17 protein-coding genes and 1 tRNA gene are annotated in these 20,464 nt (G+C 53.2%); 12 read left to right on the top strand and 6 right to left on the bottom strand.

Translation table 11 applies throughout. The features are described 5' to 3' along the window. Positions 1–16: 16 nt before the first annotated feature. Positions 17–1,441 (bottom strand): signal recognition particle protein, encoded by a 1,425-nt coding sequence (ffh, locus tag EV681_RS15385; protein ID WP_128396651.1) that lies wholly within the window; start codon positions 1,439–1,441, stop codon positions 17–19. Between the two features lie 117 nt (positions 1,442–1,558). Between ffh and EV681_RS15380 the strand changes: the two genes are divergently transcribed. Genes EV681_RS15380 through ampD form a run of 3 tightly spaced genes read left to right on the top strand, consistent with a single transcriptional unit; the run spans position 1,559 to position 3,336 of the window. Then, positions 1,559–2,410: a cytochrome C assembly family protein gene (locus tag EV681_RS15380; protein ID WP_014751968.1), complete on the top strand. Its 852-nt coding sequence runs from the start codon at positions 1,559–1,561 to the stop codon at positions 2,408–2,410. Next, a complete protein-coding gene (locus tag EV681_RS15375) occupies positions 2,410–2,670 on the top strand; it encodes a PP0621 family protein (protein WP_014751969.1) in 261 nt (86 codons plus the stop codon). Before EV681_RS15380 ends, EV681_RS15375 begins: the two co-directional genes overlap by 1 nt. A gap of 54 nt (positions 2,671–2,724) precedes the next feature. Further along, the gene (gene ampD, locus EV681_RS15370; protein WP_128396650.1) at positions 2,725–3,336 is read left to right on the top strand and encodes a 1,6-anhydro-N-acetylmuramyl-L-alanine amidase AmpD; all 612 of its coding nucleotides are present in this window, start codon (positions 2,725–2,727) and stop codon (positions 3,334–3,336) included. A gap of 106 nt (positions 3,337–3,442) precedes the next feature. Here the strand turns inward: ampD and EV681_RS15365 are convergent, their stop codons facing one another. Beyond that, positions 3,443–4,276 (bottom strand): penicillin-binding transpeptidase domain-containing protein, encoded by an 834-nt coding sequence (locus tag EV681_RS15365; protein ID WP_130304478.1) that lies wholly within the window; start codon positions 4,274–4,276, stop codon positions 3,443–3,445. 154 nt (positions 4,277–4,430) lie between these two features. Here EV681_RS15365 and EV681_RS15360 point away from each other — a divergent pair, with 154 nt between their 5' ends. Next, positions 4,431–6,065, top strand: a complete 1,635-nt coding sequence (locus EV681_RS15360; RefSeq protein ID WP_128396648.1) for a hypothetical protein — start codon at positions 4,431–4,433, stop codon at positions 6,063–6,065. Positions 6,066–6,163: 98 nt separating this feature from the next. Here the strand turns inward: EV681_RS15360 and htpG are convergent, their stop codons facing one another. Beyond that, complete coding sequence (htpG, locus tag EV681_RS15355) at positions 6,164–8,077, bottom strand: molecular chaperone HtpG (protein ID WP_128396647.1); 1,914 nt, start codon at positions 8,075–8,077, stop codon at positions 6,164–6,166. A gap of 234 nt (positions 8,078–8,311) precedes the next feature. Between htpG and EV681_RS15350 the strand changes: the two genes are divergently transcribed. The 7 genes from EV681_RS15350 to EV681_RS15315 all read left to right on the top strand — a co-directional run bounded on the left by EV681_RS15350 (position 8,312) and on the right by EV681_RS15315 (position 14,603). Continuing rightward, positions 8,312–8,396 (top strand) — tRNA-Leu (locus tag EV681_RS15350). A 73-nt stretch (positions 8,397–8,469) separates the two neighbouring features. Beyond that, positions 8,470–9,042, top strand: a complete 573-nt coding sequence (locus tag EV681_RS15345; RefSeq protein WP_128396646.1) for a hypothetical protein — start codon at positions 8,470–8,472, stop codon at positions 9,040–9,042. 1,539 nt (positions 9,043–10,581) lie between these two features. Continuing rightward, positions 10,582–11,412, top strand: a complete 831-nt coding sequence (locus tag EV681_RS15335; protein ID WP_128396644.1) for a hypothetical protein — start codon at positions 10,582–10,584, stop codon at positions 11,410–11,412. 33 nt (positions 11,413–11,445) lie between these two features. Continuing rightward, a complete protein-coding gene (locus tag EV681_RS15330) occupies positions 11,446–11,934 on the top strand; it encodes a hypothetical protein (protein ID WP_130304477.1) in 489 nt (162 codons plus the stop codon). A 285-nt stretch (positions 11,935–12,219) separates the two neighbouring features. After that, positions 12,220–13,110 carry a helix-turn-helix domain-containing protein gene (locus tag EV681_RS15325; RefSeq protein ID WP_128396627.1) on the top strand — a complete coding sequence of 297 codons (891 nt, stop codon included), beginning with the start codon at positions 12,220–12,222 and terminating at the stop codon, positions 13,108–13,110. Positions 13,111–13,277: 167 nt separating this feature from the next. Further along, positions 13,278–14,252 carry a Bug family tripartite tricarboxylate transporter substrate binding protein gene (locus EV681_RS15320; RefSeq protein ID WP_242612270.1) on the top strand — a complete coding sequence of 325 codons (975 nt, stop codon included), beginning with the start codon at positions 13,278–13,280 and terminating at the stop codon, positions 14,250–14,252. Positions 14,253–14,285: 33 nt separating this feature from the next. Further along, the gene (locus tag EV681_RS15315) at positions 14,286–14,603 is read left to right on the top strand and encodes an NIPSNAP family protein (RefSeq protein ID WP_128396626.1); all 318 of its coding nucleotides are present in this window, start codon (positions 14,286–14,288) and stop codon (positions 14,601–14,603) included. A gap of 27 nt (positions 14,604–14,630) precedes the next feature. Here EV681_RS15315 and EV681_RS15310 read toward each other — a convergent pair whose 3' ends face one another. Then, positions 14,631–15,743 carry a porin gene (locus EV681_RS15310; RefSeq protein WP_128396625.1) on the bottom strand — a complete coding sequence of 371 codons (1,113 nt, stop codon included), beginning with the start codon at positions 15,741–15,743 and terminating at the stop codon, positions 14,631–14,633. A gap of 399 nt (positions 15,744–16,142) precedes the next feature. Between EV681_RS15310 and EV681_RS15305 the strand changes: the two genes are divergently transcribed. Continuing rightward, on the top strand, positions 16,143–17,180 hold the full coding sequence (locus tag EV681_RS15305; RefSeq protein WP_128396624.1) for a Bug family tripartite tricarboxylate transporter substrate binding protein: 1,038 nt from the start codon (positions 16,143–16,145) through the stop codon (positions 17,178–17,180). 295 nt (positions 17,181–17,475) lie between these two features. On the opposite strand, the gene EV681_RS15300 is transcribed toward EV681_RS15305, so the two are convergent. After that, a complete protein-coding gene (locus EV681_RS15300) occupies positions 17,476–18,555 on the bottom strand; it encodes an ABC transporter substrate-binding protein (protein WP_130304476.1) in 1,080 nt (359 codons plus the stop codon). Between the two features lie 469 nt (positions 18,556–19,024). Continuing rightward, complete coding sequence (locus EV681_RS15295; RefSeq protein ID WP_128396622.1) at positions 19,025–20,047, bottom strand: alpha/beta hydrolase family protein; 1,023 nt, start codon at positions 20,045–20,047, stop codon at positions 19,025–19,027. Positions 20,048–20,464: the final 417 nt, after the last annotated feature.

Raw genomic sequence — 20,464 nt, 5'->3', positions numbered from 1 at the left:
CTGCTTTTGAACCCGCTTACTTCTTGAAATTACCAAACGCGCCCATGCCGCCTTTGAGGCCCTTTAAGCCGCCCATGGCGCGCATCATCTTGCCCATGCCGCCTTTCTTGAACTGCTTCATCATGCCCTGCATCTGCTCAAACTGCTTAAGCAGCTTGTTCACTTCCTGCACCGGCACCCCAGCGCCCGCCGCAATACGACGCTTGCGCGTTGCCTTAAGCAACTCAGGTTTGCTGCGCTCTTGCGGCGTCATGGAGTTCAGAATGCCTTCGGTGCGACGCAATTGTTTCTCGGCCTGGCCACCCTGGATCTGGCCAGCGGCCTGGGCAAATTGCGCGGGCAGTTTTTCCATGAGCGAACTCATATCGCCCATTTTCTTTACCTGCTGTAATTGTTCACGAAAATCATTCAGGTCAAAGCGATCGCCTGTCTTGATCTTGGACGCCAACTTTTGCGCTTCGGCAATATCAATATTGCGCTGCGCCTGCTCCACCAGCGATACGATATCGCCCATGCCCAGTACGCGCTGCGCCATCCGTTCCGGGTGAAACACTTCCAGGCCGTCCAGTTTTTCGGACATCCCGATAAATTTCAGCGGCTTGCCCGTCACATGACGCACCGAGAGCGCCGCGCCCCCGCGCGCATCGCCATCCAGCTTGGTCAGCACCACGCCGGTCAGGGGCAATGCTTCGCCGAACGCCTTGGCCACGTTTACCGCATCCTGGCCCTGCATGGCGTCAACCACGAACAGCGTCTCAATCGGCTTGATCAGCCCGTGCAGCATGCTGATTTCCTGCATCATGGCCTCGTCCACACCCAGGCGGCCCGCGGTATCGACAATCAGCACTTCATAATGATGCTTGCGGGCGTAATCGACCGCAGCCAGCGCAATATCGCGCGGCTTCTGGTCGGCAGCAGACGGGAAGAAGTCAGCCCCCACCTGGCCGGCCACCGTGCGCAACTGTTCAATCGCCGCAGGGCGATAAACGTCGACACTGACGACCAGTACTTTCTTTTTCGGGACCTTGCGACCGTTCTGGATCAGCTCGCCGGTCACCAGCAGGCGCGCCAGCTTACCGGTGGTGGTGGTTTTACCCGCCCCCTGCAGACCCGCCATCAGAATAATGGCCGGCGGCGTGGTGGTCAGATCCAGCTCCGAGGCCTCGGCACCCAAATCGCCGCCCATCACGGCGGTCAGTTCCTTGTGCACCACCCCGACCAGCGCCTGGCCCGGGTTCAGGCTGCCTGTGACATCGGTGCCCAGCGCCCGTTCCTTAACTTTGGCAACGAACTCGCGCACCACAGGCAGGGATACATCGGCCTCCAGCAGCGCCATGCGCACTTCGCGCAGCATCTCCTGGGTATTGGCTTCGGTCAGGCGCGCTTCCCCGCGCAGGGTTTTCATGGCCCGGGATAACCGGTTGGTCAAATTATCAAACATGGAATTTCACTGAAGTAAATGGGGGAATGGGCAAAACGGCTATACTATATGCCTGCAGGCCGAATCGAGCTATGCAGATCCGCTGATTGCTTATCCGGAAACACACGTCATTATTTTATGTCTTACGACATTGTATTTCACTCTCTGGCCACCGTGGCCTATCTGCTGCTCAGTTTACTAATTTGGCGGCCCCTGCTCGGCTCAAACCGACCTGTACTGGCCGCCGGAACCTCCCGCTGGCTGCTGGCTGCCGTGATTATTGTGCATGGCGTGGCCGTGCACATGGCCATGCTGCACGAAAGTTCGCTGCGCCTGTCCTGGTCTGTAGGCTTATCGCTCACCATCTGGCTGGGCATGATCGTCTTCTGGCTGGAAAATCTCATTAGCGACATCGGTGGCTTAAAACTGCTGCTTTTGCCCATTGCCGGGGTTATTTGCCTCTTGGCAGCCCTGTTTCCGGGCCACGACAGCCTGGTCATTCCAGTGGCCGACGCCTATTTCCAGGTGCACCTGCTTATTTCCATCGGCGCCTACAGCCTGATCGCCATTGCCGCCATTCAGGCATTTCTAATGACCTCGCTGGACCGTTACCTGCACCAGCCGGTGCAAGCCCGCGCCGAACGCTCAATCTTTGCCCGCGCGCTAGAAGAGCAACCACCGCTGCTGGTCCAGGAAAAAATCCTGTTTCGCCTGATCTGGATCGGCTTTGTCCTGCTGACCCTGTCCATTATTACAGGGGTAGCCGTTTCCATGAGACTGACTGGCGTACTGCTGCCGTTTGACCACAAAACCGTGTTCACCATGATGTCATGGGTGGTTTTCGGGTTGCTGCTACTGGGGCGTGCCCTGCGTGGCTGGCGCGGCCGCTTTGCCCTGCGCTGGACTCTGGTGGGCTTTGCCCTGCTCATGATTGCCTACACCGGCACCCGCTTTATATTTGATGTCATGCTGCACAAAGGAGGTGCCTGATGCGCTTTATTATTACGATCGTCCTGCTTTGTGTGCTCTACCTGGTGCTGCGTCACTTTCTGCGCAGCTTTATCCGCAAGCTCAATGACGGCGCAGCCGCACAGGCAGCCCGCGCCTCGGGTGCGGCGCCTGCCAGCCTTCCTGAAGAAGATATGGTGCAATGCGCCCATTGCGGCGTGTATCTGCCCGCTTCCGAAGCGATCACGCAACAGGGCCGCCAGTGGTGCAGCCAGGACCATGCCAGGCTGGGTGTGAAATAACACGCACAATAATATGCCTTTAAACGGTCCGCCTATGACAGATGAAATATGACTATGACCGAAGACCTTAAACTGGACCGACGCGGCTGGCTGTGTCCACAGCCCGGGGTCCGACATATCCGCTCTCCCAACCAGGACCGCCGCCCCCTGCTGGAAAACATTTCCCTTCTGGTGATCCACAATATCAGCCTGCCGCCCAACCAGTTTGGCGGACCACATGTGCAGCAGCTTTTTACCAATACCCTGAACCCGCAAGATCACCCGTTCTTTGCAGAGATTGCCGATCTGCGCGTCTCGGCGCACTTTTTTATCGGCCGCAACGGACGCATTATCCAGTTTGTGAGCACCGACAGGCGCGCCTGGCACGCCGGGGTGTCGCGTTTTGACGGGCGTGATCGCTGTAATGACTTTTCCATCGGTATTGAACTGGAAGGCACAGACTTTACCCCCTTTACCGACGAGCAGTATTTGCAACTGGCTGCACTTACCACCGTCTTGCGCAACCGCTATACGCTTAAAGCCGTACGCGGCCACGAACACATTGCCCCCAAACGCAAGACCGACCCGGGACCGTATTTCGACTGGCATTGGTACAAACGGCTGACAGGCTGGGATTGGCGGCAGATGCCTGAAGGCATTGCGAGCCAACGGCTGGTTGCGGTGTAGCGTCATATTGCGACGCCGCACACCACCGTCATCATGCACTTGATCGCGTACGGATCTGGTCGACATTTATCTGACGCTCCCAGACTTCAGTTGACCAGCCCAACCGTCAAATCAGTCCAAGATCTTGCATGATGGCCTTGGTGATTTTCATGCGCAACTCAGGACCATGCCCCTGATCCACATCCATGTTCATGGCATAGATGTAAGTATTGTCGCTGGTCTCCAGGTATCCGACCAGCCAGCCTGTCTTCACCTTCATACTTGCCTCGCCAAAGCCGGCCATGCCGGTCTTGCCACTTAACGTGTAACCCTCTTCTTTTTCCAATATGATGGCTTTTTTGACGACATCGGTCGCGCGATCGGAAACGCCCAGGGTACGCGAGTAAAAACGGTCCAGAAAATCCACTTGCTGGAGCGCCGAAATGCGCAGGCCGCCGGTGAGCCAGAACTGGTCTATGCCGCCTGTGATATTGCGATTGCCATAGTCAAAGCGATCCACGTAGGCTTGCATGCGCTGGGGATTGATTCTCCTGGCCAGCTCCTGGAAATACCACACTACCGAATTAGGCAGCGCCGTTTGCAGCGTCTGGTCCCCAGCCCACGCCTGGGGCCACCATGGCTGCCTCGGATTGCGCTTTTGGTTCCATGCGAGCGGGAAGTCGGCGCCACTGGCCACGCCGCTCTCCAAGGCAATCAGGGCATTGGGTATCTTATAGGTTGACGCTGGCAGCAAACCAGTTTCGGCCCGTTTGGGGTTATGGCACAGTCGCTGGCCGGTTCGTGTATTCATTAACACAAACGTACCCTGCACACCCTCCTGTTCGAAGGCTGCGGTGGCTTTGGCCTCTGGCTTGCATCCCTGACCCGCCTGCGCGGCAGCGCCCTGTGACAGAGCAGCAATGGCCAACAGGATACCGGTTACATAACGAGATATTTTCATATCACACCTTGTTTGAAATGAGTTAAGTGGAAAAAATTTGAATTGCATTTTGCTGCCGGCAGGATGCAATACTATGCGAGGCGACCAGCAGCGTAAAATCAGCTGCTGTAACACGCGTAACCTGTCTCTCAATTTTTCGCTTACGGATCTTTCCATGGGCCCCTCCAGACCACATCTATCCCCTGCCACACCGGCAATCATCTGCATTGAACTTGCACAAAGACCAACCGTGCAGGGGCAAGTCGCCCGGTATCAATCGTTGTGGCTGTTGTTGCGGGTTTATTACGCCCGGCGCTCAGGCGTCGAAAACCTGCCGGTATCGCACATTTGCGCGCGTTTTCCGGGGCAACAAAATACCCGCATGATGATTTCACGCGCGTTTGCTGATTTCAAGACCTGGGGCATCGAGATCGGCTGGGGCTGGGATCGCGCCTGCGCGCCATCGGCCCTGATGCCGGCGAACCGCAGCCGCGGTCCGTTCTGGATAAGTGAGCCAGAGGCTGCGCGCCTGCGGGTGACCCAAGGTGGACAGGCAGTGACAATGGACGCGTTGGCGGCCTTTCTGGGCATTGAACCCCGGGCCGGGCAGGCATCTGGCACGCTCGACTACGCGATGCAGGATGTGGCATTCTGGAATCGCCTGACCCTTGCCATGCGCGCCGCCAAAGACGGCGTAGCCGCCAGCGACTCGACCGGGGTCGCCGAGCATTTTCATGCAGCGCATGCTGCGGCCGAAGACAATTTCCAGGCCGCACTGTCCGTGCTCAACGAAAGCCTGGCGTGGCGTCGGCAAGGACAGGTCCGCCGCAGTTGGGAAGCCCTGGAGAACCTGACTCCCTACCTGGTCGACGATGAAGACGGCTCTGGCTCCCAGGCCGCATTTTCGGCCATGGCGGCCATTGCCCGCGCCTGGAACCGCTATAGCGCCGAAGGCGCGCGGGCGGCGCTGATGGAACTGGACTTGCTGCAGGCGGACGCAAAACTGCGCCCCGTGGTGCAGCATAATCCCCGTGTGCGCTTTGAGTTCCTGAATCTGAAAGCCCTGCTTTTCAAAGCCATGGTTCTTAAGCCCGATGGCCTGCCCATGCAGGAACGGCGCGACCTGGCCGTGCAGTCCATCAAATATTTTTCCAGGGCCTTGCAATCGGCCTATGAAACGGGCGCCATCGAATCGGCGCAGGACGTGGCCGCCAACATTGGGCTCTCACTGTGGCTGTTCTGGAAAGAGTCATTGCTGGATAACCGTATCCAGCAAGACACGCTTGCAGTACAGATACAGGCGTTGCGCTGGATCTGCCTGTCTGAATGGATATGCGACCGGTTCGGCGTGGGCGGCGGCTCCGTCTGGAATATTGTGTTTCTTCTTCGGATCGTGCGCGGCGCGTGTACACCGGGTCGCCCCGGCGATCTGGCGCAGTTTCGCAAGCAAGCGCCCCTGAGCATGAAGCAGGTGATTACAGCGACCACGCCATTTCATACGACATTTTCTGCCGCCAAGGGATATATTGACTGGTCCAGCGTAGTTGCCTATACGCTGGAAGACTACGATGCAGGCCATGGCCGATACCAGGCGCTGCAACTGGCCAACCTGTTGCTGGAAGCCGTGTGGTTTTATACGTTCGAGCAAGGGCTTGCAAAACCCGCTTTCGACGCCGCGCAGCGGCTGGCGCAGCTGATGCCGGAACTCAAGCGTGAGCAGCAACAGTTTTTCAGACAAAGCCTCGCCGCCATGCCCGCAGAACTGAAAGACGCGTTCGACGAGCATCTGAATACGGACAAGGCTGTATAAAAAACGGCAAAAGCGCCCTCGGACGCATTTCCAATGCAATGCGGCGATCCCATGGGATCGCCGCTATTCACATCCTGACCGGTTGCCCGATCAACCCCTTAGCTCTTGAGAAGCAAACCGTTCAGACGCTTCACATACGCAGCCGGGTCGGCAATTTGCGCGCCTTCGGCCAGCATGGCCTGATCCAGCAGCACATGCGCCCAATCGTCAAACGAATCGTCTGCGGCGCCCTTGATTTTTTCAATCAAAGCATGCTCGGGGTTAATCTCCAGTACAGGTTTGATATCCGGTGTTTCCTGACCAGCGGCCTTCAACAAGCGCAACAGGTGCGGGCTCACATCGTTCTGGCCAACTACCACGCAGGCAGGAGAATCCACCAGACGGTTCGTGACTTTGACTTCCTTCACAGACTCGCCCAAAGACGCTTGCAGGCGCTCCAGCAAAGGCTTAAGGGACTCGGCCACTTCTTCCTGATGCTTTTTCTCTGCTTCGTCTGTGAGCTTGTCCAGATCCAGGCCACCCTTGGCCACAGACACGAAAGACTTGCCGTCGAACTGACGGAAATGCGAGAGCATCCATTCGTCTACACGGTCAGATAGCAACAGGACCTCAATACCTTTCTTGCGGAAGATCTCCAGATGCGGACTGTTCTTGGCAGCGGCAAAGCTGTCGGCCGTGACGTAATAGATGGCCTCTTGCCCTTCTTTCATGCGGGAGATATAGTCTGCCAGCGTTACGTTCTGGATGGCATCGTCGTTATGGGTAGAGGCAAAACGCAGCAGCTTGGCAATACGTTCCTGGTTGGCGATATCTTCGCCCGTGCCTTCCTTGATTACCTGACCGAACTCTGTCCAGAAACCGGCATAGTCTTCGGCGCGGTTTTCTGCCAGATCTTCCAGCAGGCTCAGGATACGTTTGGTAGAGCCTTCACGGATTGCCTTCACATCGCGGCTTTCCTGCAGGATTTCACGCGACACGTTCAGCGGCAGATCGGCCGAATCAATTACCCCGCGCACAAAGCGAAGGTAGGACGGCAGCAACTGCTCGGCATCATCCATGATGAAAACACGTTTGACATAAAGCTTGACGCCACGACGCGCTTCGCGATCGTACATATCAAACGGCGCGTGTTTGGGCAAATATAGCAACTGTGTATATTCGCTGCGACCCTCTACGCGGTTATGCGTCCAGGCCAGCGGCTCTTCAAAGTCATGGCTAACGTGCTTGTAGAACTCGGTATATTGCTCGTCTGTAATATCGTTCTTGGCACGGGTCCACAGCGCGCTGGCCTGATTAATGGTTTCCCACTCGTCCTTTTTGACCTGCTCGCCCTTCTCGGAATCGTACTCTTCCTTCTGCATCAGCACAGGCAGGGAAATATGATCGGAATAGCGGCGCAGCACTTCGCGCAGCTTCCAGCCGCTTAAGAAATCATCCTCTTCGGCGCGCAGATGCAGCGTCACGCTGGTGCCGCGCTCTGTTTTCTCTGTATCGGCAACGGTAAACTCGCCCTGGCCTTCAGATTCCCAGAACACCGCCTGATCTACCGGCTCGCCAGCGCGGCGGCTGACCACGGTAACCTTGTCGGCAACAATAAAAGACGAATAAAAGCCCACGCCGAACTGGCCGATGAGCTGAGCGTCTTTTTGCTTGTCGCCCGAGAGCTGGGAGAAAAACTCCTTGGTGCCGGAACGGGCAATGGTGCCCAGGTTGGCCACTGCCTCGGCCTTGGTCAAACCGATACCGTTATCGGCGATTGTGATGGTGCGCGCTTCCTTGTCGTAGCTGACGCGGATTTCCAGGTCTGCGCCGCCTTCGAGCAACTCGGGCTTGTCGATCGCCTCAAACCGCAGCTTATCGCAGGCGTCTGACGCGTTGGAAACCAGCTCGCGCAGGAAAATTTCCTTATTGCTGTACAGGGAATGAATCATCAAATGCAGAAGCTGCTTTACTTCTGTCTGGAAACCCAGCGTTTCCTCTGCTTTTTTCACGGTAGTATCGGATTGACTCATGGTAACTTTTCGTTAAATTGGATGGAAAATGGTGAAAAATGGGGCAAAACAGCCAGTTTTAAGGCAATTTCGCCCTCGTATCCGATAGTAGTGGGGACGCAGGGAGGGTTTTCAAGGGGAACAGTGGGAAATTGGCAGGGAAATGAGGATTTTTTATTAGTAAGCGCGTGGGAATGGCGCAAGAAAAAGAATATGGGTATAATTCCGCTCTTATCTGCAATACCCTCCATACCTGCCCGGGTGGTGAAATTGGTAGACGCAGGGGACTCAAAATCCCCCGCCGCAAGGCGTGCCGGTTCGATTCCGGCCCCGGGCACCAGCTAAAAAAGTCAACCCTTTGAGCCCACGCGGTCTTTTTTAAGATCCTATCGATTGCGCCACTTTGTGAGATCATGATTTCTTCAAGTGACATTATTGTTAGTATTGCCCCCTATTTCAAGCCATATATAGAGCTTACGAAGCTCTCCGAAGAGGCTTACTATTTTCGAAAATCCTCGACATCCTTATTTGACGAGGAAGGCATCAGACGAATATGGCACCCAAAGATCGAACATAAGATGCTTCGAACGTTACACAATTCCAGTGAAGGCATTCTCTACATAGCTCTACCCAAACCCGCTAATCCTTGTTTCTTGAACGCTAAAGACCTCTTATACGTCGGCTGTTCTGCCAAAGGAGGTGCAAGATTCTGGCGAGGAAAGGTGAACGCTACTACTCGATTTTCCATTCCCAAAAGCTGCTTTCATCATGAACAGATGCGAAAAGGGCGTAATGGAACAAATCTGGAGACTCATTTGCGCGAAAACGGGGCTGTCTGGCTTTATACGTTAACCAACGAAGAGACTGAAGTTATTTCGCGCAACCAAGGCATTTCTTTACCCGATGGAAAATATATTGCGCATAAATTGGAAAAAAGAATTTTGATGGATGGATTCTTAAAATGGGCTTGGAATAAGCGACGATAAACCGTTTTTTAAGTCTCTCCACCAAAAAACGGGCAGACAGATTGATCCGCCTCAGACCTTGTGAATGTAGCGGCAGCCAACACAATCAAATACATCGCATCAGCCCGTAGCCGCTCTACACCAACAGCCAGTATGCCCTGTCCCGGAGGTTCTCGCCGGCGAGGGTGCAGAGACAAAGTCTCTTTGGGAAGTTGCCGTCATTTGCACACAGGTAAGTAGCCCTTAATCGCGCAAACCTCTTAAATGAAAAAAACGAAACAATCTTGCGCAAAGCTTTTTCGTCGGTTATCTCAGCAAAATATCAAATATATTTTACATACTGTAAAATTATGTTACTTAAGTTGCAGGGGGGCTGCCATGGCTGAAATGGATACGCAGGAACAGGAACAAATAAAACTATCCTAATGTCGGGCGCTGCCGACATAAGGGAGCCGTTGATTACGCTCACGTATTCTCGCTCAGCGAGTCAGACGAAGCACATGCCCGTCGCTTCATCTATGGGGATATAAATCTCACCGAATTTGTGCACCTGAGTGCTGCCTTGGCGCACACAAAAACTTAGTCATGGCGAAGAATTTTTAGGTAGTTGAAGCTAGTGCAGGATAGGCCGTTTCAGGGTTTCACATCACATAACGTATGTGCAACTTGGTAATTATGAAGGCCGCCACTTTATGTCTTGGTGTGCAGCCTATTTATAGTCAAATGTTTAAGGAAATATTATGCCGCTAAATTATCAAAACCTTGATCCACAAACTCGGGCGTACATGCTGTCTGAAATCGCTCATGACGTTTTTGAAAAAACTCTCTACATAAGTACTAGGCTCGCGGAAGTTGGAGCTCAGAATTGGGCGGCATTGCTCACAGAGTCTGCAGAACAGCACGACGACGCTTGGCTGGCAAATGAGATTCAGCGGCGTGGCTACCTGAGAACCCACGAAGAACGTCGCAAATCTACAGGTGGAACAACAACTGTAAAGGTTCCCGTTACGGCGCATACAACACTCGCGGAGGGCGAGTTTAATCGCTTCTACGTGCGTGGATTGTGCCAATCTGTTCTGAAGAATGGAGGAGATAGATTGGTGGCCTACCGGGCCAGACACTCGAGCAACCCGCGGCCAGAATCCGACGCCATTGTCGGTAGGGAATTCAGTCCGACTTCTTTGCTCGCCGACCTACGCACTTCAACAGGCGTAGAACCTGCACTCGGAGTACCTCCAGGCCCCAATTCTGGACTGTCTGTCAGAATTCCGTAATCACTGAATAATCCCGGAAATCGCAGAGGCGTGGGCGATAGACGCGACTGCAGAACAGAAAACATATACTGCCAATAAAACACAAATCTTCTAGTTAGGACCTGATCATGCATAAAAATTTAATTAACCCTATGCCATCTCAGCACATGGGTTATTTCAGGCGTTAAGCTTTACAAGCATGCACGGTCATAGAGCCTCATTCAGGAAACGCCGCGCTGCGCTCGCGCAGCGAGGCGTTTACAACCACAAGCCCACACTAGACATCTGGCTCACGCGGATGTCAAACGTGAGCCAACCTCTATTGCTTTGCCTTGCTTTTTTTGGCTACATCTACACTGTCATTCCCGTCTATCAGAAAGAGCTGTTGAGCGAGCACATCGCCGCAAAAGAAATTGAGCTCTCCAGGCTGCAACGGGCTATCGATGCAACAAGCCCGACCATTCAACGTTTAGAGGACGACCGCGTAATTCTGGAGAGACAGTTGAGTTTGTTACAAAGCCAAAAGGAGGTAGCAGAACGCACCATCGCGCAGTTAACTACGCGACAATCGGCACTGGAAAAGAAAAACATGAAGCTAGAAGCGTCTCGAACGAAGCTTAGCAAAGAGGTTGCTGTCGTTGAGGCTGCAGCTAATGCCTTTTCGATGCGAGCATATCACGATAGCTTCGCAGGATCTGTCACGCTCCAATATTTTATCGGCCTCTCAGATCCCTACAAGATTATAGAATCTCCGACATATGAAGCGATATCTACTTATCTTCTTACCCCTTACGACGCAGTATCTTCGGTCCTAGCCAGCGGTGATTCTAAGTACATCGAATCCGCCGCTAGCGTTCCTAGCCAAGTAAAACGCAAATACCACGCACAAATCCGGACAGCGCTGAAATCTCGTAGAAAAAGCCTATCGCGTCCGAAAGACGATGTGCATGCATTGCTTACGCAGATTAAAGACAGCCTAGCTGCCGCGGCCACTGATCCCACACCTGGAGATGAATTCAATGAGCTCCTGTACGAAACGAAGGACCGCTTGGTTAAAATTCTTCAGGATTCTCGCCAACGAGAATGGGACAGAACCACGCGTTTTCTCGACGATATGAAAGCTAGTTTTCTAAAGTGAGGCGATTCCACTAGCATAGCGGACGGAATATCAATGAAATCAACATCTCAAGATCTGCAGCAAGAGATCGTGTCCTCAAGCGCAAAGCTTTTCTACATTCTTATAACGATAGTAATACTTTATGTTTATGCGGGATTAAACAAAATTGACCGTAATGAGGCGATTTCAAATCTACAAGCGCTGAGTATTATTCATGCATTAATCATGCTTTCAGAAGAATCCACTAAATACCGCGAAATGCCTATTCGATCATTACTGAAGTTTCACAAACGAGCTGAGGATGAAGCGGAAAAAAACGGATTTGTTATTCCAGAAAAATTTCGATATGGGATGATTCAGGGTGCTACTCTCCATCAGATTCCAATGAGATTCGCGCCCGCTGGTCGGTGTGAAGTCGCTGTCGTTGAAGGAGAAAATGGTGCAATCTTCTACGCATTCACTAACTACGTTGCGGGAGGCTTATACAGAATTCGTAGCGAGGACTCTAAGGTAGTTAGTTTCGGAAACTGCATCGGCGGTTAGCCGCAGCTGAGACTGGAAACTACATCATTGTCGTCGACCCGCGAATCCGGACGCTGCGGGTTGTACTCGGGGGCTAAAGCTGGCCCTATTTTGCGTATTCCCATAGCAGCAGGAAAATTCCAGGGAGTACCATCAGTACCGCTATTGGCCCCTACCAACCTTCACCGCCCCCTCTGCTTTCTATTCTAGTAACATATTCGTCGTAACCTTGGCCGCCTCATTCATCAAACCGCCATCGCGTTTTGCAAACGCATTTATTCCGCAGTCTATCCGGAGAAGCCACGCGTGCCCACCAAAGCGTCCCCCACCTTCCCGACCTTCGACACCTCCGATTTCGGTGGTGCAGGAGGACCATTCTATTTCGATCTAGTTCGCTTGCAAGACCGGGATGACATTCCCCGTGCCTTTCCGCATAGGCACAATTACTACCATTTGCTTTGGATGACGGAAGGTCATGGCGCACATATGCTGGATTTCGAGCAATTCGAGCTGCGCGCCAACACCGTATTTTTCGTATCGCCTGGACAAATCCATGCCTGGACGTCTTCCACACGCCCCAAAGGCTATGTGATTAACTTCAGTACTGAGTTTTTTGTGCAAATGTTGCCACGCTCCGACGATATTGCTCAGTTCCCCTTTTTTCATATCGCGCGTGACACGCCAGCGCTTTATCTTGAACAATCCCGGCACGATGAGCTATTGCCATTGTTGTTTGACATTGAAAAAGAAGTGCTCAATCGAGAAGACGGCCGCTTCGACATTGTTCGTTCGTATCTATTGATTCTCCTGACGCGGCTGCGGCGGCTTTATCCCATGAGCATCACCGAAGGCATGTCGCCACAAAGCTATTCCCTGACAAAACGTTTCAAGCTACTGCTCGATGAGCATTTTTTGGAATTCGGCCCAGTCAGAGATTACGCCGCCAAACTGCATATCACTGATCGGCAACTGAACGACGCCATTAAACGAACCATGGGATGCACCGCCGGTCAACTGCTACACGACCGTATCGTGCTGGAGGCTAAACGCCTGCTTAGCAATACCCACCTTAGTGTTTCCGAAATTGCCTTCCAGCTCAATTTTGATGACCTAGCCTATTTTTGCCGCTTTTTCAAAAAGCATACGCAACTGACGCCGGGCGAGTTCAAAAAACGTTACTCCGGGCCAATGGAATGAGGCACGGTGAAAAAGTACAACATAAGGTCGCGTAAGTCCTAACACCAGCGCAAAACCCCTATGTATAGTTTATTCATATTTCAACCGAGCCGCCGGTCGGGCTTGCGCAAGGCAGACATACAAACCGCGTTATAAAACGCGTAATCAAAAAAAACCGGAGACAACACATGAAGAATAAGCTACTTAAATGGATAGGAGTGATAACGCTGGGCGCGTGCCCAATCGCGCAAGCGCAGCAAGCGGCGGACTTTCCCAATCATCCCATAAGGCTTGTCGTACCGTTCGCTGCAGGCGGTGCTACCGACGTTATCGCGCGTACAGTAGGTCAGAAACTTTCCGAACAACTGCAGCAACCTGTCGTGGTAGAAAATAAGGCTGGGGCCAACGGCAATATCGGTGCAGTGCTCGTGTCGCGCGCCGAGCCCGACGGCTATACGTTGTTAATGGCAACATCCAGTCATGCCATCAACACCACGCTGTATCGCAAACTGGACTACAGCCTGACCAAAGACTTCGTGGGCCTGTCCAATTTGGCGTCGGTGCCGCTCTTGCTGGTGGTCAATCCCTCGTTACCGGTAAAAACGCCTGCTGAACTGGCTGCTTATGCCAAGCAGCATGGGGCCGAAATCAACTATGCATCTGGCGGCACAGGTACTGCTGCCCATCTAGCCGGTGCGCAATTTAGCACTTTAGTCGGTGCAAGCATGACCCACGTACCTTATAAGGGCGGCTCTCTGGCACAAAATGATGTGATTGGCGGTCAGGTACAAACCATGTTTGCCAATCTGCCTGAAGTGCTGGCGCAGGTTGAAGCGGGACGCTTGCGTCCACTTGCCGTCACCGGCAATGTGCGTCATCCGGCATTGCCTGACGTACCCACATTTGCCCAGTCTGGCTACCCGCAGATAGAAGCCAAGTCCTGGTTCGGCCTGTTTGTACCGGCCGAGACACCAGCACCAATAGTGGCAAAGCTATCGGCCGCCATTGCCAAATCCGTGGCCGATCCTGCTGTACAAAAGCGACTGAAAGATCTGGGCGCCGATCCTATCGGAAACACCAGCACAGTATTCCAGCCTTTTGTCGCCGAAGAAGTCAAACGCTGGGGAACACTGGTCAAGCGTTCCGGCGCAACAGTGAACTGATTGCCGTTCATTCATTAAAAGGAAAACCATCTGATGCTTTACGACGTACGAACCTACACCTGCCGGGCTGGCACCTTGAAAAAACACCTGTCGCTCTACGCCCAGAGCGGGTTCGATATCCAGCGACATCACTTGGGCGAGCCGCTGGCCTACCTGCAAACCGAGACGGGCAACGTTAATAGCTATACCCATATCTGGGTTTACCAGAACGCGGCCGACCGTGAACAAAGGCGCGCCACCTTACAGCGCGACCCCAAATGGCTGGACTACTTGAAGGAAAGTGCGCAGGCGGGATATCTTTTATCGCAAGAAACGCGCTTGATGGTGCCTACGTCTTTTTTCAAACCTTGATGGCAGATGACGATCAGGGTAGCAACACTAAAACGTATGACGCAGCCCCGCACTGAACAGTGTAGAAGTCAGGTCATCCTGCAAGAGTACATGTTTGGCATACGACCCATAAGCATACACACTGGTTCGCTTTGAAATGCTATAGGTATAACCAAGCGAAAGGACTTGCTGACTTGATAAATTGTCGCCAACGAACGCACCGCTGGCACTAGCGTTCGCGCCGTGCGTGGGATCAGCCATCTGCCAGGAGGCCCTGATCGAGCCATTGCCCAATGGGGCAACCACGCCGACCATATAGGAATTGACTTTTAAGCCCTCGGCAGAAACGAATGTGCCAGTACCGAGCGGTCCATAGTTTCGGCCTGCAAACCAGCCATCCTTGGTTTGACCGAATGCCATGGACAACTTAACCACATCCAGATCATAGGACGCGCCAAGAGACCAAGCGGTGAATTTACTGTCGGCTTCTCCGAGATTGATTTGGTCATAGGCTGCAAACATAGCAAGAGGACCGCGCGCATACTTTATTCCAGTCGTAATGGCACGATCGTTTTTCGTATTCGCGTCGTTGAGCCCCCAATTTTGCTCTCCATCGATCGCAAAAGAGTAACCAATCCCGAATTGAAATCCTGCTATGGTCGGTGTACGGTACATGGCCATATTGTCATAGCGCACCGTGCCCATCGCGCTAAACGAAGAGCCTACCGCTGACTGCTTAAACCCACCCAAAAACGGATCTACGGTCGAATTTCCGTATTTGGATGCCATGTTGGTTTGCCGACCCAAGTCCAATTGACCCCATTCTTGACTTTTCAAGCCTACCGTCGCGTGGCGCCCAAACAGTCGATTACCTTGAGTGCTTTTTCCGTCTCCTATGTCAAATCCACTTTCCAGTTGAAATACGGCCCGTATGCCATTACCAAGATTCTCGGCACCTTTTATCCCCCATCGGCCTGCAGACTGCCCCCCACTAATGAAGCCGGAATTCCTTGCTGAATAATCAGCGCCGTTCCATGTTCCATCCACTTTCTGATATACGACGCCAGCATCGACAATTCCATAGAGCGTCACGGATGCTTTCGCTTGAGGAATGCTTAACCCGAACATTATTAGCGAGGTAGCCATCACTTCTTTTTTCATTCATGTCTCCTGATTGATTGTTTTATTCCTTTTTAAATATTCGCTTTGGTATCCCGTTCGCACAAACGAAAACTTTGCGCTTTCCGCTCCATGGAAAATTGCCAACAGCCACACAAGTGTGTATTGCGCGAGCGCATCATTCCGTCGCAAGCGATGTAGTAAGCGTTCGGTGACCACACATTGCCGAACGGTCGGCATCGGCGTGCTGTTGCTGATCTCTGCGCTTGTCGTGCCGGGCGGCTTGCACTTTCCACAGCACGGAAAGCGGCGAAAAACCAATAGACAGCAGGCGCAGTGCCTTCCTATACTGGGGCTCATTGATCTGGAGTAGAGATCGAGTCTGCACATCACGGCGCTGGTTTTATCCCACCACCAACAACAACAATTTAGGAGGCATGCATGCCCTCGTTTTCTTCTCTGCTGCGTCGCGTCGAGTTAATGCGTGCAGCAGGTTCATCCGCATGGCTGAAAAAGCTGTTCCGTGTTGGCGCAGTGTCCGCCGTGTTGGTGACATCGCCCGGGTTTGCGCAATCAGCGGCACCAGCAAGTTCTCCCTTGACGATGATCATCGGCTATCCGCCCGGCGCCATTGTTGATACGGTGGCTCGTCAGCTTGCAGGGGTTTTGGGCCCTATCCTGAATCGCACGATCGTGCCGGAGAATAAAGGCGGCGCGGCGGGTGCCATTGCTGCCGGGCAGATTGCCAAGACGCGCCCGGATGGGCACACCATTCTGTTCACGGCGTATACCTCGCTGCAGATAAGCAGGGCGCTGGATAGAAACCTGGCGTTCGATCCGGTTGACGATCTGCAGCCGGTCGCGTCGGTGGGTCGGCCGACCACCTTGCTGCTGGTTCCTGCCGATTTTCCGGCAAAGACATTTGATGAGTTCTTGGCGTTGGTCAAATCACAGCCTAACCATTTCAACTTTGGGACCAGCGGGATCGGCTCACCTAACCATTTCGCCCTGGAGTACCTGAATGCCTCGTTCGGACTCAAGCTGACGCCGGTGCCGTACAAAGGCGCAGCACAAATGCTGACGGATATGTTGGGAGGTCGTGTGCAAGCAATCTTTAGCTCAACGTCCTTGGCAGCTGGTCATCTGCAAAGCGGCGCGGTACGTGCGCTGGCAATCGGCTCACCCGATCCAAGTCCCGCCTTTCCTGATCTGCCCGTCATTGCGCAACATGGTGCGCCAGGTTTCAACGCGGCGGGCGCACTCGGGATCTTTGCCCCGGTTGGCACGCCCACGGAAACGTTAGCGAAGCTTAACGCGGCGATTCAGGAGGCGCTCAAAGATGAAGCCACTCAGCAACGGTTGCATGATGAGGGCATTGTTATTGAATTGCAGAATGTGGAAGAGTTTTCCGCCAGATATCGTCAAGAGGCGCAAGATATTGCGACTGTTATCCGAGATCACGCGCTCAAGATAAATTGATTCGAATTTTTGGATGCTATGGACATAAGAAGGCCGCTTCGATACCAACAAAGCCCGGCCAACCACTCGTCTGGGTGGTATTGACTATGCCACGGTGGGCGAAATTGTGCAGATGCCAGCCCCCTTTCGCCGGGCCGTCGAGCCCGAGACACTTATTTCTTCGCGTCTGGATCCTGCCCAAGACAAACAAAGATGCCCCTCTCTACGTGCCGTATACGTGAGTCAAGATCGTTTGGTTAAGTGACACGTGGGTGGTGCCCCATCGGGACAACCCCACGAATGGCGACTTCGGGCGCTAGAGAAGCCACTGCGTCCGCAGCGCTTCGTTCAAAATAGAATCGTCGATCAGAGGCGCCAGCTGACTGCGGCTACGCGGCGCTCTCCCCGTTTCCTTGGCAACCCAGACGTCTTCTTCGACCATCGTGTCCAGCAGATTGCCCAGCAGTGTGCCGGGGTAGGTATTGTGCGGCCAGGCGCGCTCAATGACGTTGATATCCTGCCGGGTTGCGTCGGCGACCAATTTTCTGGCAGGTAGTGGATCGCGGCGAATCTGTTCCGAGGCGATGACCAGCGACTGCACAAGAGACACGATGCGCGGGCGCAGGATGGGATCGTTCAGGTTGGCCTGAGTGCTCATGAGGCTAAACTGCTCGCGGTAGTCCGCTGCATTAAAGAAAGAGACGGCGTCCGCGCCCAGCGCATCCGCGCAGCGCTGCATCTGCGGCTCCCAGATGGTCACGGCGTCGATCTCGTGCTTTAGCAGGGCTTGCTTCATCATGGCCAGCGGCTTATCGGTGCCTGATACAAAGGGCACGACGGTCACTTCCTCATCGCTCACGCCAGCGCTTACCAGGCAGCGGTGCAGGTAATACGCCGAAGAGGTCCTGGGCATCGTGCCAATGCGCTTGCCGCGCAGGTCGGCCAAGGTATTGATACCCGCCGAGCGCCGCGCCACGATACGGTATACGCCTTCGGACACCGTGAAGATAATACGCAAATCAGGGTTGGCAATCGAATAGCGCAGGGCCTGGGTTTCGGAGTTCGTGGCAGCATGCGAGCGCCCCTTGGCCTTCAGGTTGGGCAAATCGCTTTTTTGATCATACAGGCTCAAGATGCCGCCGCGCTTGATCTCTATGCGGCCGGCCTCACGGGTCGCCCCAGCCAGCAGCACGGGCGCAAACTCCAGCGTATCCAGGTTGCCATAGACCTGTAGTGGCATCTGGCCCACCGGCAGCGGTGCCGGCTTGTTCGACGAGAAAGGCGCCGCTTGCGCGAGGGTGCTCACCCCTGCGAACAGGACGGGCGACATGAGTACGGTGCGTCTGACGGCGCTAGGGAGTGAGGGTTGCGGTGGACAGTTAGCTGAACGACTCATGTGTTGTATCCTATTTCTCTATGTGGAATCGATGGCGGTCAAGTGAAGTACACGATAGGGGGGAGGCAGTGCTGAGTCAATGCAGCATTTGAGAAATTCCAGCAGCTGAAATTATGCTGTCTGATGGCGTCCCGCAGCGCCGGCGGTTATGCCCACCCTGCGCGAGACGCACCTGGTTGACGCCCATGCCCAACTCTATACGCCGGACATGCCACTAAACGCCGACGCGTGGCATCCTGGTGCAGATAGAGGGAGTTACCCCGTAACATGACTTGTCGCCACTGCTGTGCTTACTCATTAGCATAGCGAATACAACTATACATGCTGGTGAAAAGCCAGCCCTACCGTTTTCGACGGTAACTCATCAAGCACAATCGAAATATTGATGTACTGGCTTTCCCCTGATGTTTTCTTATCCCCCAATGGAACGCGCAGAGCTGCGCTATAGGTAAAAACTCGGATAAAAAAATCAGCTTTTCACGTTCTGGTTAATCCAACCGATCAACCATTTACCTATCAGAATGCTATTTTTGTCCTGCATGAGCATATGTGACGCACCAGTCATGCCTAAATCGCTCAACATCACATTTTGTGCTTTGATTCCTGCTTTATTCGCTGCTTCTACGAATTCCTTGCATGCCTTTAGCCGCGGTTCCCAGCGTGGAGATTTGTTCACATAATCGCCCCAAAGAACCAATACAGGGATACCTTTCAGATAAGACAAGTCTTCATCTGCTGCAGGGCACGCGCCTGGTTCAATCGATACAATTGCACGGATACCAGCAGGGTTCAATTTTGCCGTTTCAAAGGGGAAAATACCAGATTGGGAGTGGCTAATAAGCACTGCGCCATTGATTTTCTGAGCCAGTTCAGACAATGCGGGCACCGTGGGAGTTGGTTTGGGTAATGCTCTTATCCAGTCTGGAACCATTTGCTTCCAGAACTCTGCCTGAGCATCTAGTGGGAATTGCATGCCAGGATAAACTTCTGGATATTTGGGTCCGAAACGGAAAACCTCCCACGCATCCTCCTGCGATACGTGATTCACCATCGGCAATTGCTTAGAAGTCTGGCGACCACCTTTGACTGCAATGAGGGTCGATGGATCGACGGCAGACCGACCTCGCGAGGCTTGATCCACGACGTACGTAGAAAAACCATTCCGTACGAATAATTCATCCCATCCCATTCGGCCATCCGGGGTAGACTCCCAAGTCTTGCCGGTCAAGCAACAACCATGGATTAAGACCACAGATGTATTTTTTGCTTCTGTCGGTTTTTGGTAGTGGACATATACCTGGTCTACCGCAATTGTCCCCGATGACGAGTAGATGGGTAAGTTTGATACCGAATTTGATTTGATATTTTTTCCGCCAACAAAGAAGCTGCCTTGTTTAGCAATGCTCATCGGGCCGGTTTCAGTCTTATTGGATGCGCAGCCGAACAAAGAAATTGACACACCCAAAGTTGCCATCAGTCCTAAATATTTCATTTATGTCTCCTTTTTATAATTACCGGAAATTCATAGCACACCTATTGTTCACTTTTTTTCGTCGCCTTGGTCATGGCTTGGATTGGAAAAAGTCAAAGCTCGAAAGTTTAAATATTATGTCTCATAAAGGTCAATAGTATAACTTATTGACATAATTATCAAAACAGATTAGCATTTCCAACAACAATTTGAATATACAAACTCGGTCGCTCACATCACGATTCAAACACAGTGTGCAGCTGCGAACAAAGAACAAATTAATGAGGAGATTTTTGATGAGGCTTATTGCACATTTCTGGTTTGGCATACTTGGTCAAAGAGCGATAGCTGGCAATTAAGCCACGACCTGGGAGATGAGCGTGTAACCACCGCTCAAATTGCTGACGCTGGCCACGCTCTGTTGCCAGAACAGCCTGA

This window comes from Advenella incenata (genome assembly GCF_004217095.1).
GTDB classification, from domain to species: Bacteria; Pseudomonadota; Gammaproteobacteria; order Burkholderiales; family Burkholderiaceae_B; genus Advenella; species Advenella incenata.
The sequence above is the reverse complement of the archived record's forward strand: the minus strand, read 5'-3'. Positions and strand labels throughout refer to the sequence as shown.

What these genes read in the sequence shown, in the direction of transcription:
- ffh (WP_128396651.1), bottom strand. Translation starts at nt 1,441, where the DNA reads ATGTTTGATAATTTGACCAACCGGTTATCCCGGGCCATGAAAACCCTG.
- EV681_RS15380 (WP_014751968.1), top strand. Translation starts at nt 1,559, where the DNA reads ATGTCTTACGACATTGTATTTCACTCTCTGGCCACCGTGGCCTATCTG.
- EV681_RS15375 (WP_014751969.1), top strand. Translation starts at nt 2,410, where the DNA reads ATGCGCTTTATTATTACGATCGTCCTGCTTTGTGTGCTCTACCTGGTG.
- ampD (WP_128396650.1), top strand. Translation starts at nt 2,725, where the DNA reads ATGACCGAAGACCTTAAACTGGACCGACGCGGCTGGCTGTGTCCACAG.
- EV681_RS15365 (WP_130304478.1), bottom strand. Translation starts at nt 4,276, where the DNA reads ATGAAAATATCTCGTTATGTAACCGGTATCCTGTTGGCCATTGCTGCT.
- EV681_RS15360 (WP_128396648.1), top strand. Translation starts at nt 4,431, where the DNA reads ATGGGCCCCTCCAGACCACATCTATCCCCTGCCACACCGGCAATCATC.
- htpG (WP_128396647.1), bottom strand. Translation starts at nt 8,077, where the DNA reads ATGAGTCAATCCGATACTACCGTGAAAAAAGCAGAGGAAACGCTGGGT.
- EV681_RS15345 (WP_128396646.1), top strand. Translation starts at nt 8,470, where the DNA reads ATGATTTCTTCAAGTGACATTATTGTTAGTATTGCCCCCTATTTCAAG.
- EV681_RS15330 (WP_130304477.1), top strand. Translation starts at nt 11,446, where the DNA reads ATGAAATCAACATCTCAAGATCTGCAGCAAGAGATCGTGTCCTCAAGC.
- EV681_RS15320 (WP_242612270.1), top strand. Translation starts at nt 13,278, where the DNA reads ATGAAGAATAAGCTACTTAAATGGATAGGAGTGATAACGCTGGGCGCG.
- EV681_RS15315 (WP_128396626.1), top strand. Translation starts at nt 14,286, where the DNA reads ATGCTTTACGACGTACGAACCTACACCTGCCGGGCTGGCACCTTGAAA.
- EV681_RS15310 (WP_128396625.1), bottom strand. Translation starts at nt 15,743, where the DNA reads ATGAAAAAAGAAGTGATGGCTACCTCGCTAATAATGTTCGGGTTAAGC.
- EV681_RS15305 (WP_128396624.1), top strand. Translation starts at nt 16,143, where the DNA reads ATGCCCTCGTTTTCTTCTCTGCTGCGTCGCGTCGAGTTAATGCGTGCA.
- EV681_RS15300 (WP_130304476.1), bottom strand. Translation starts at nt 18,555, where the DNA reads ATGAGTCGTTCAGCTAACTGTCCACCGCAACCCTCACTCCCTAGCGCC.
- EV681_RS15295 (WP_128396622.1), bottom strand. Translation starts at nt 20,047, where the DNA reads ATGAAATATTTAGGACTGATGGCAACTTTGGGTGTGTCAATTTCTTTG.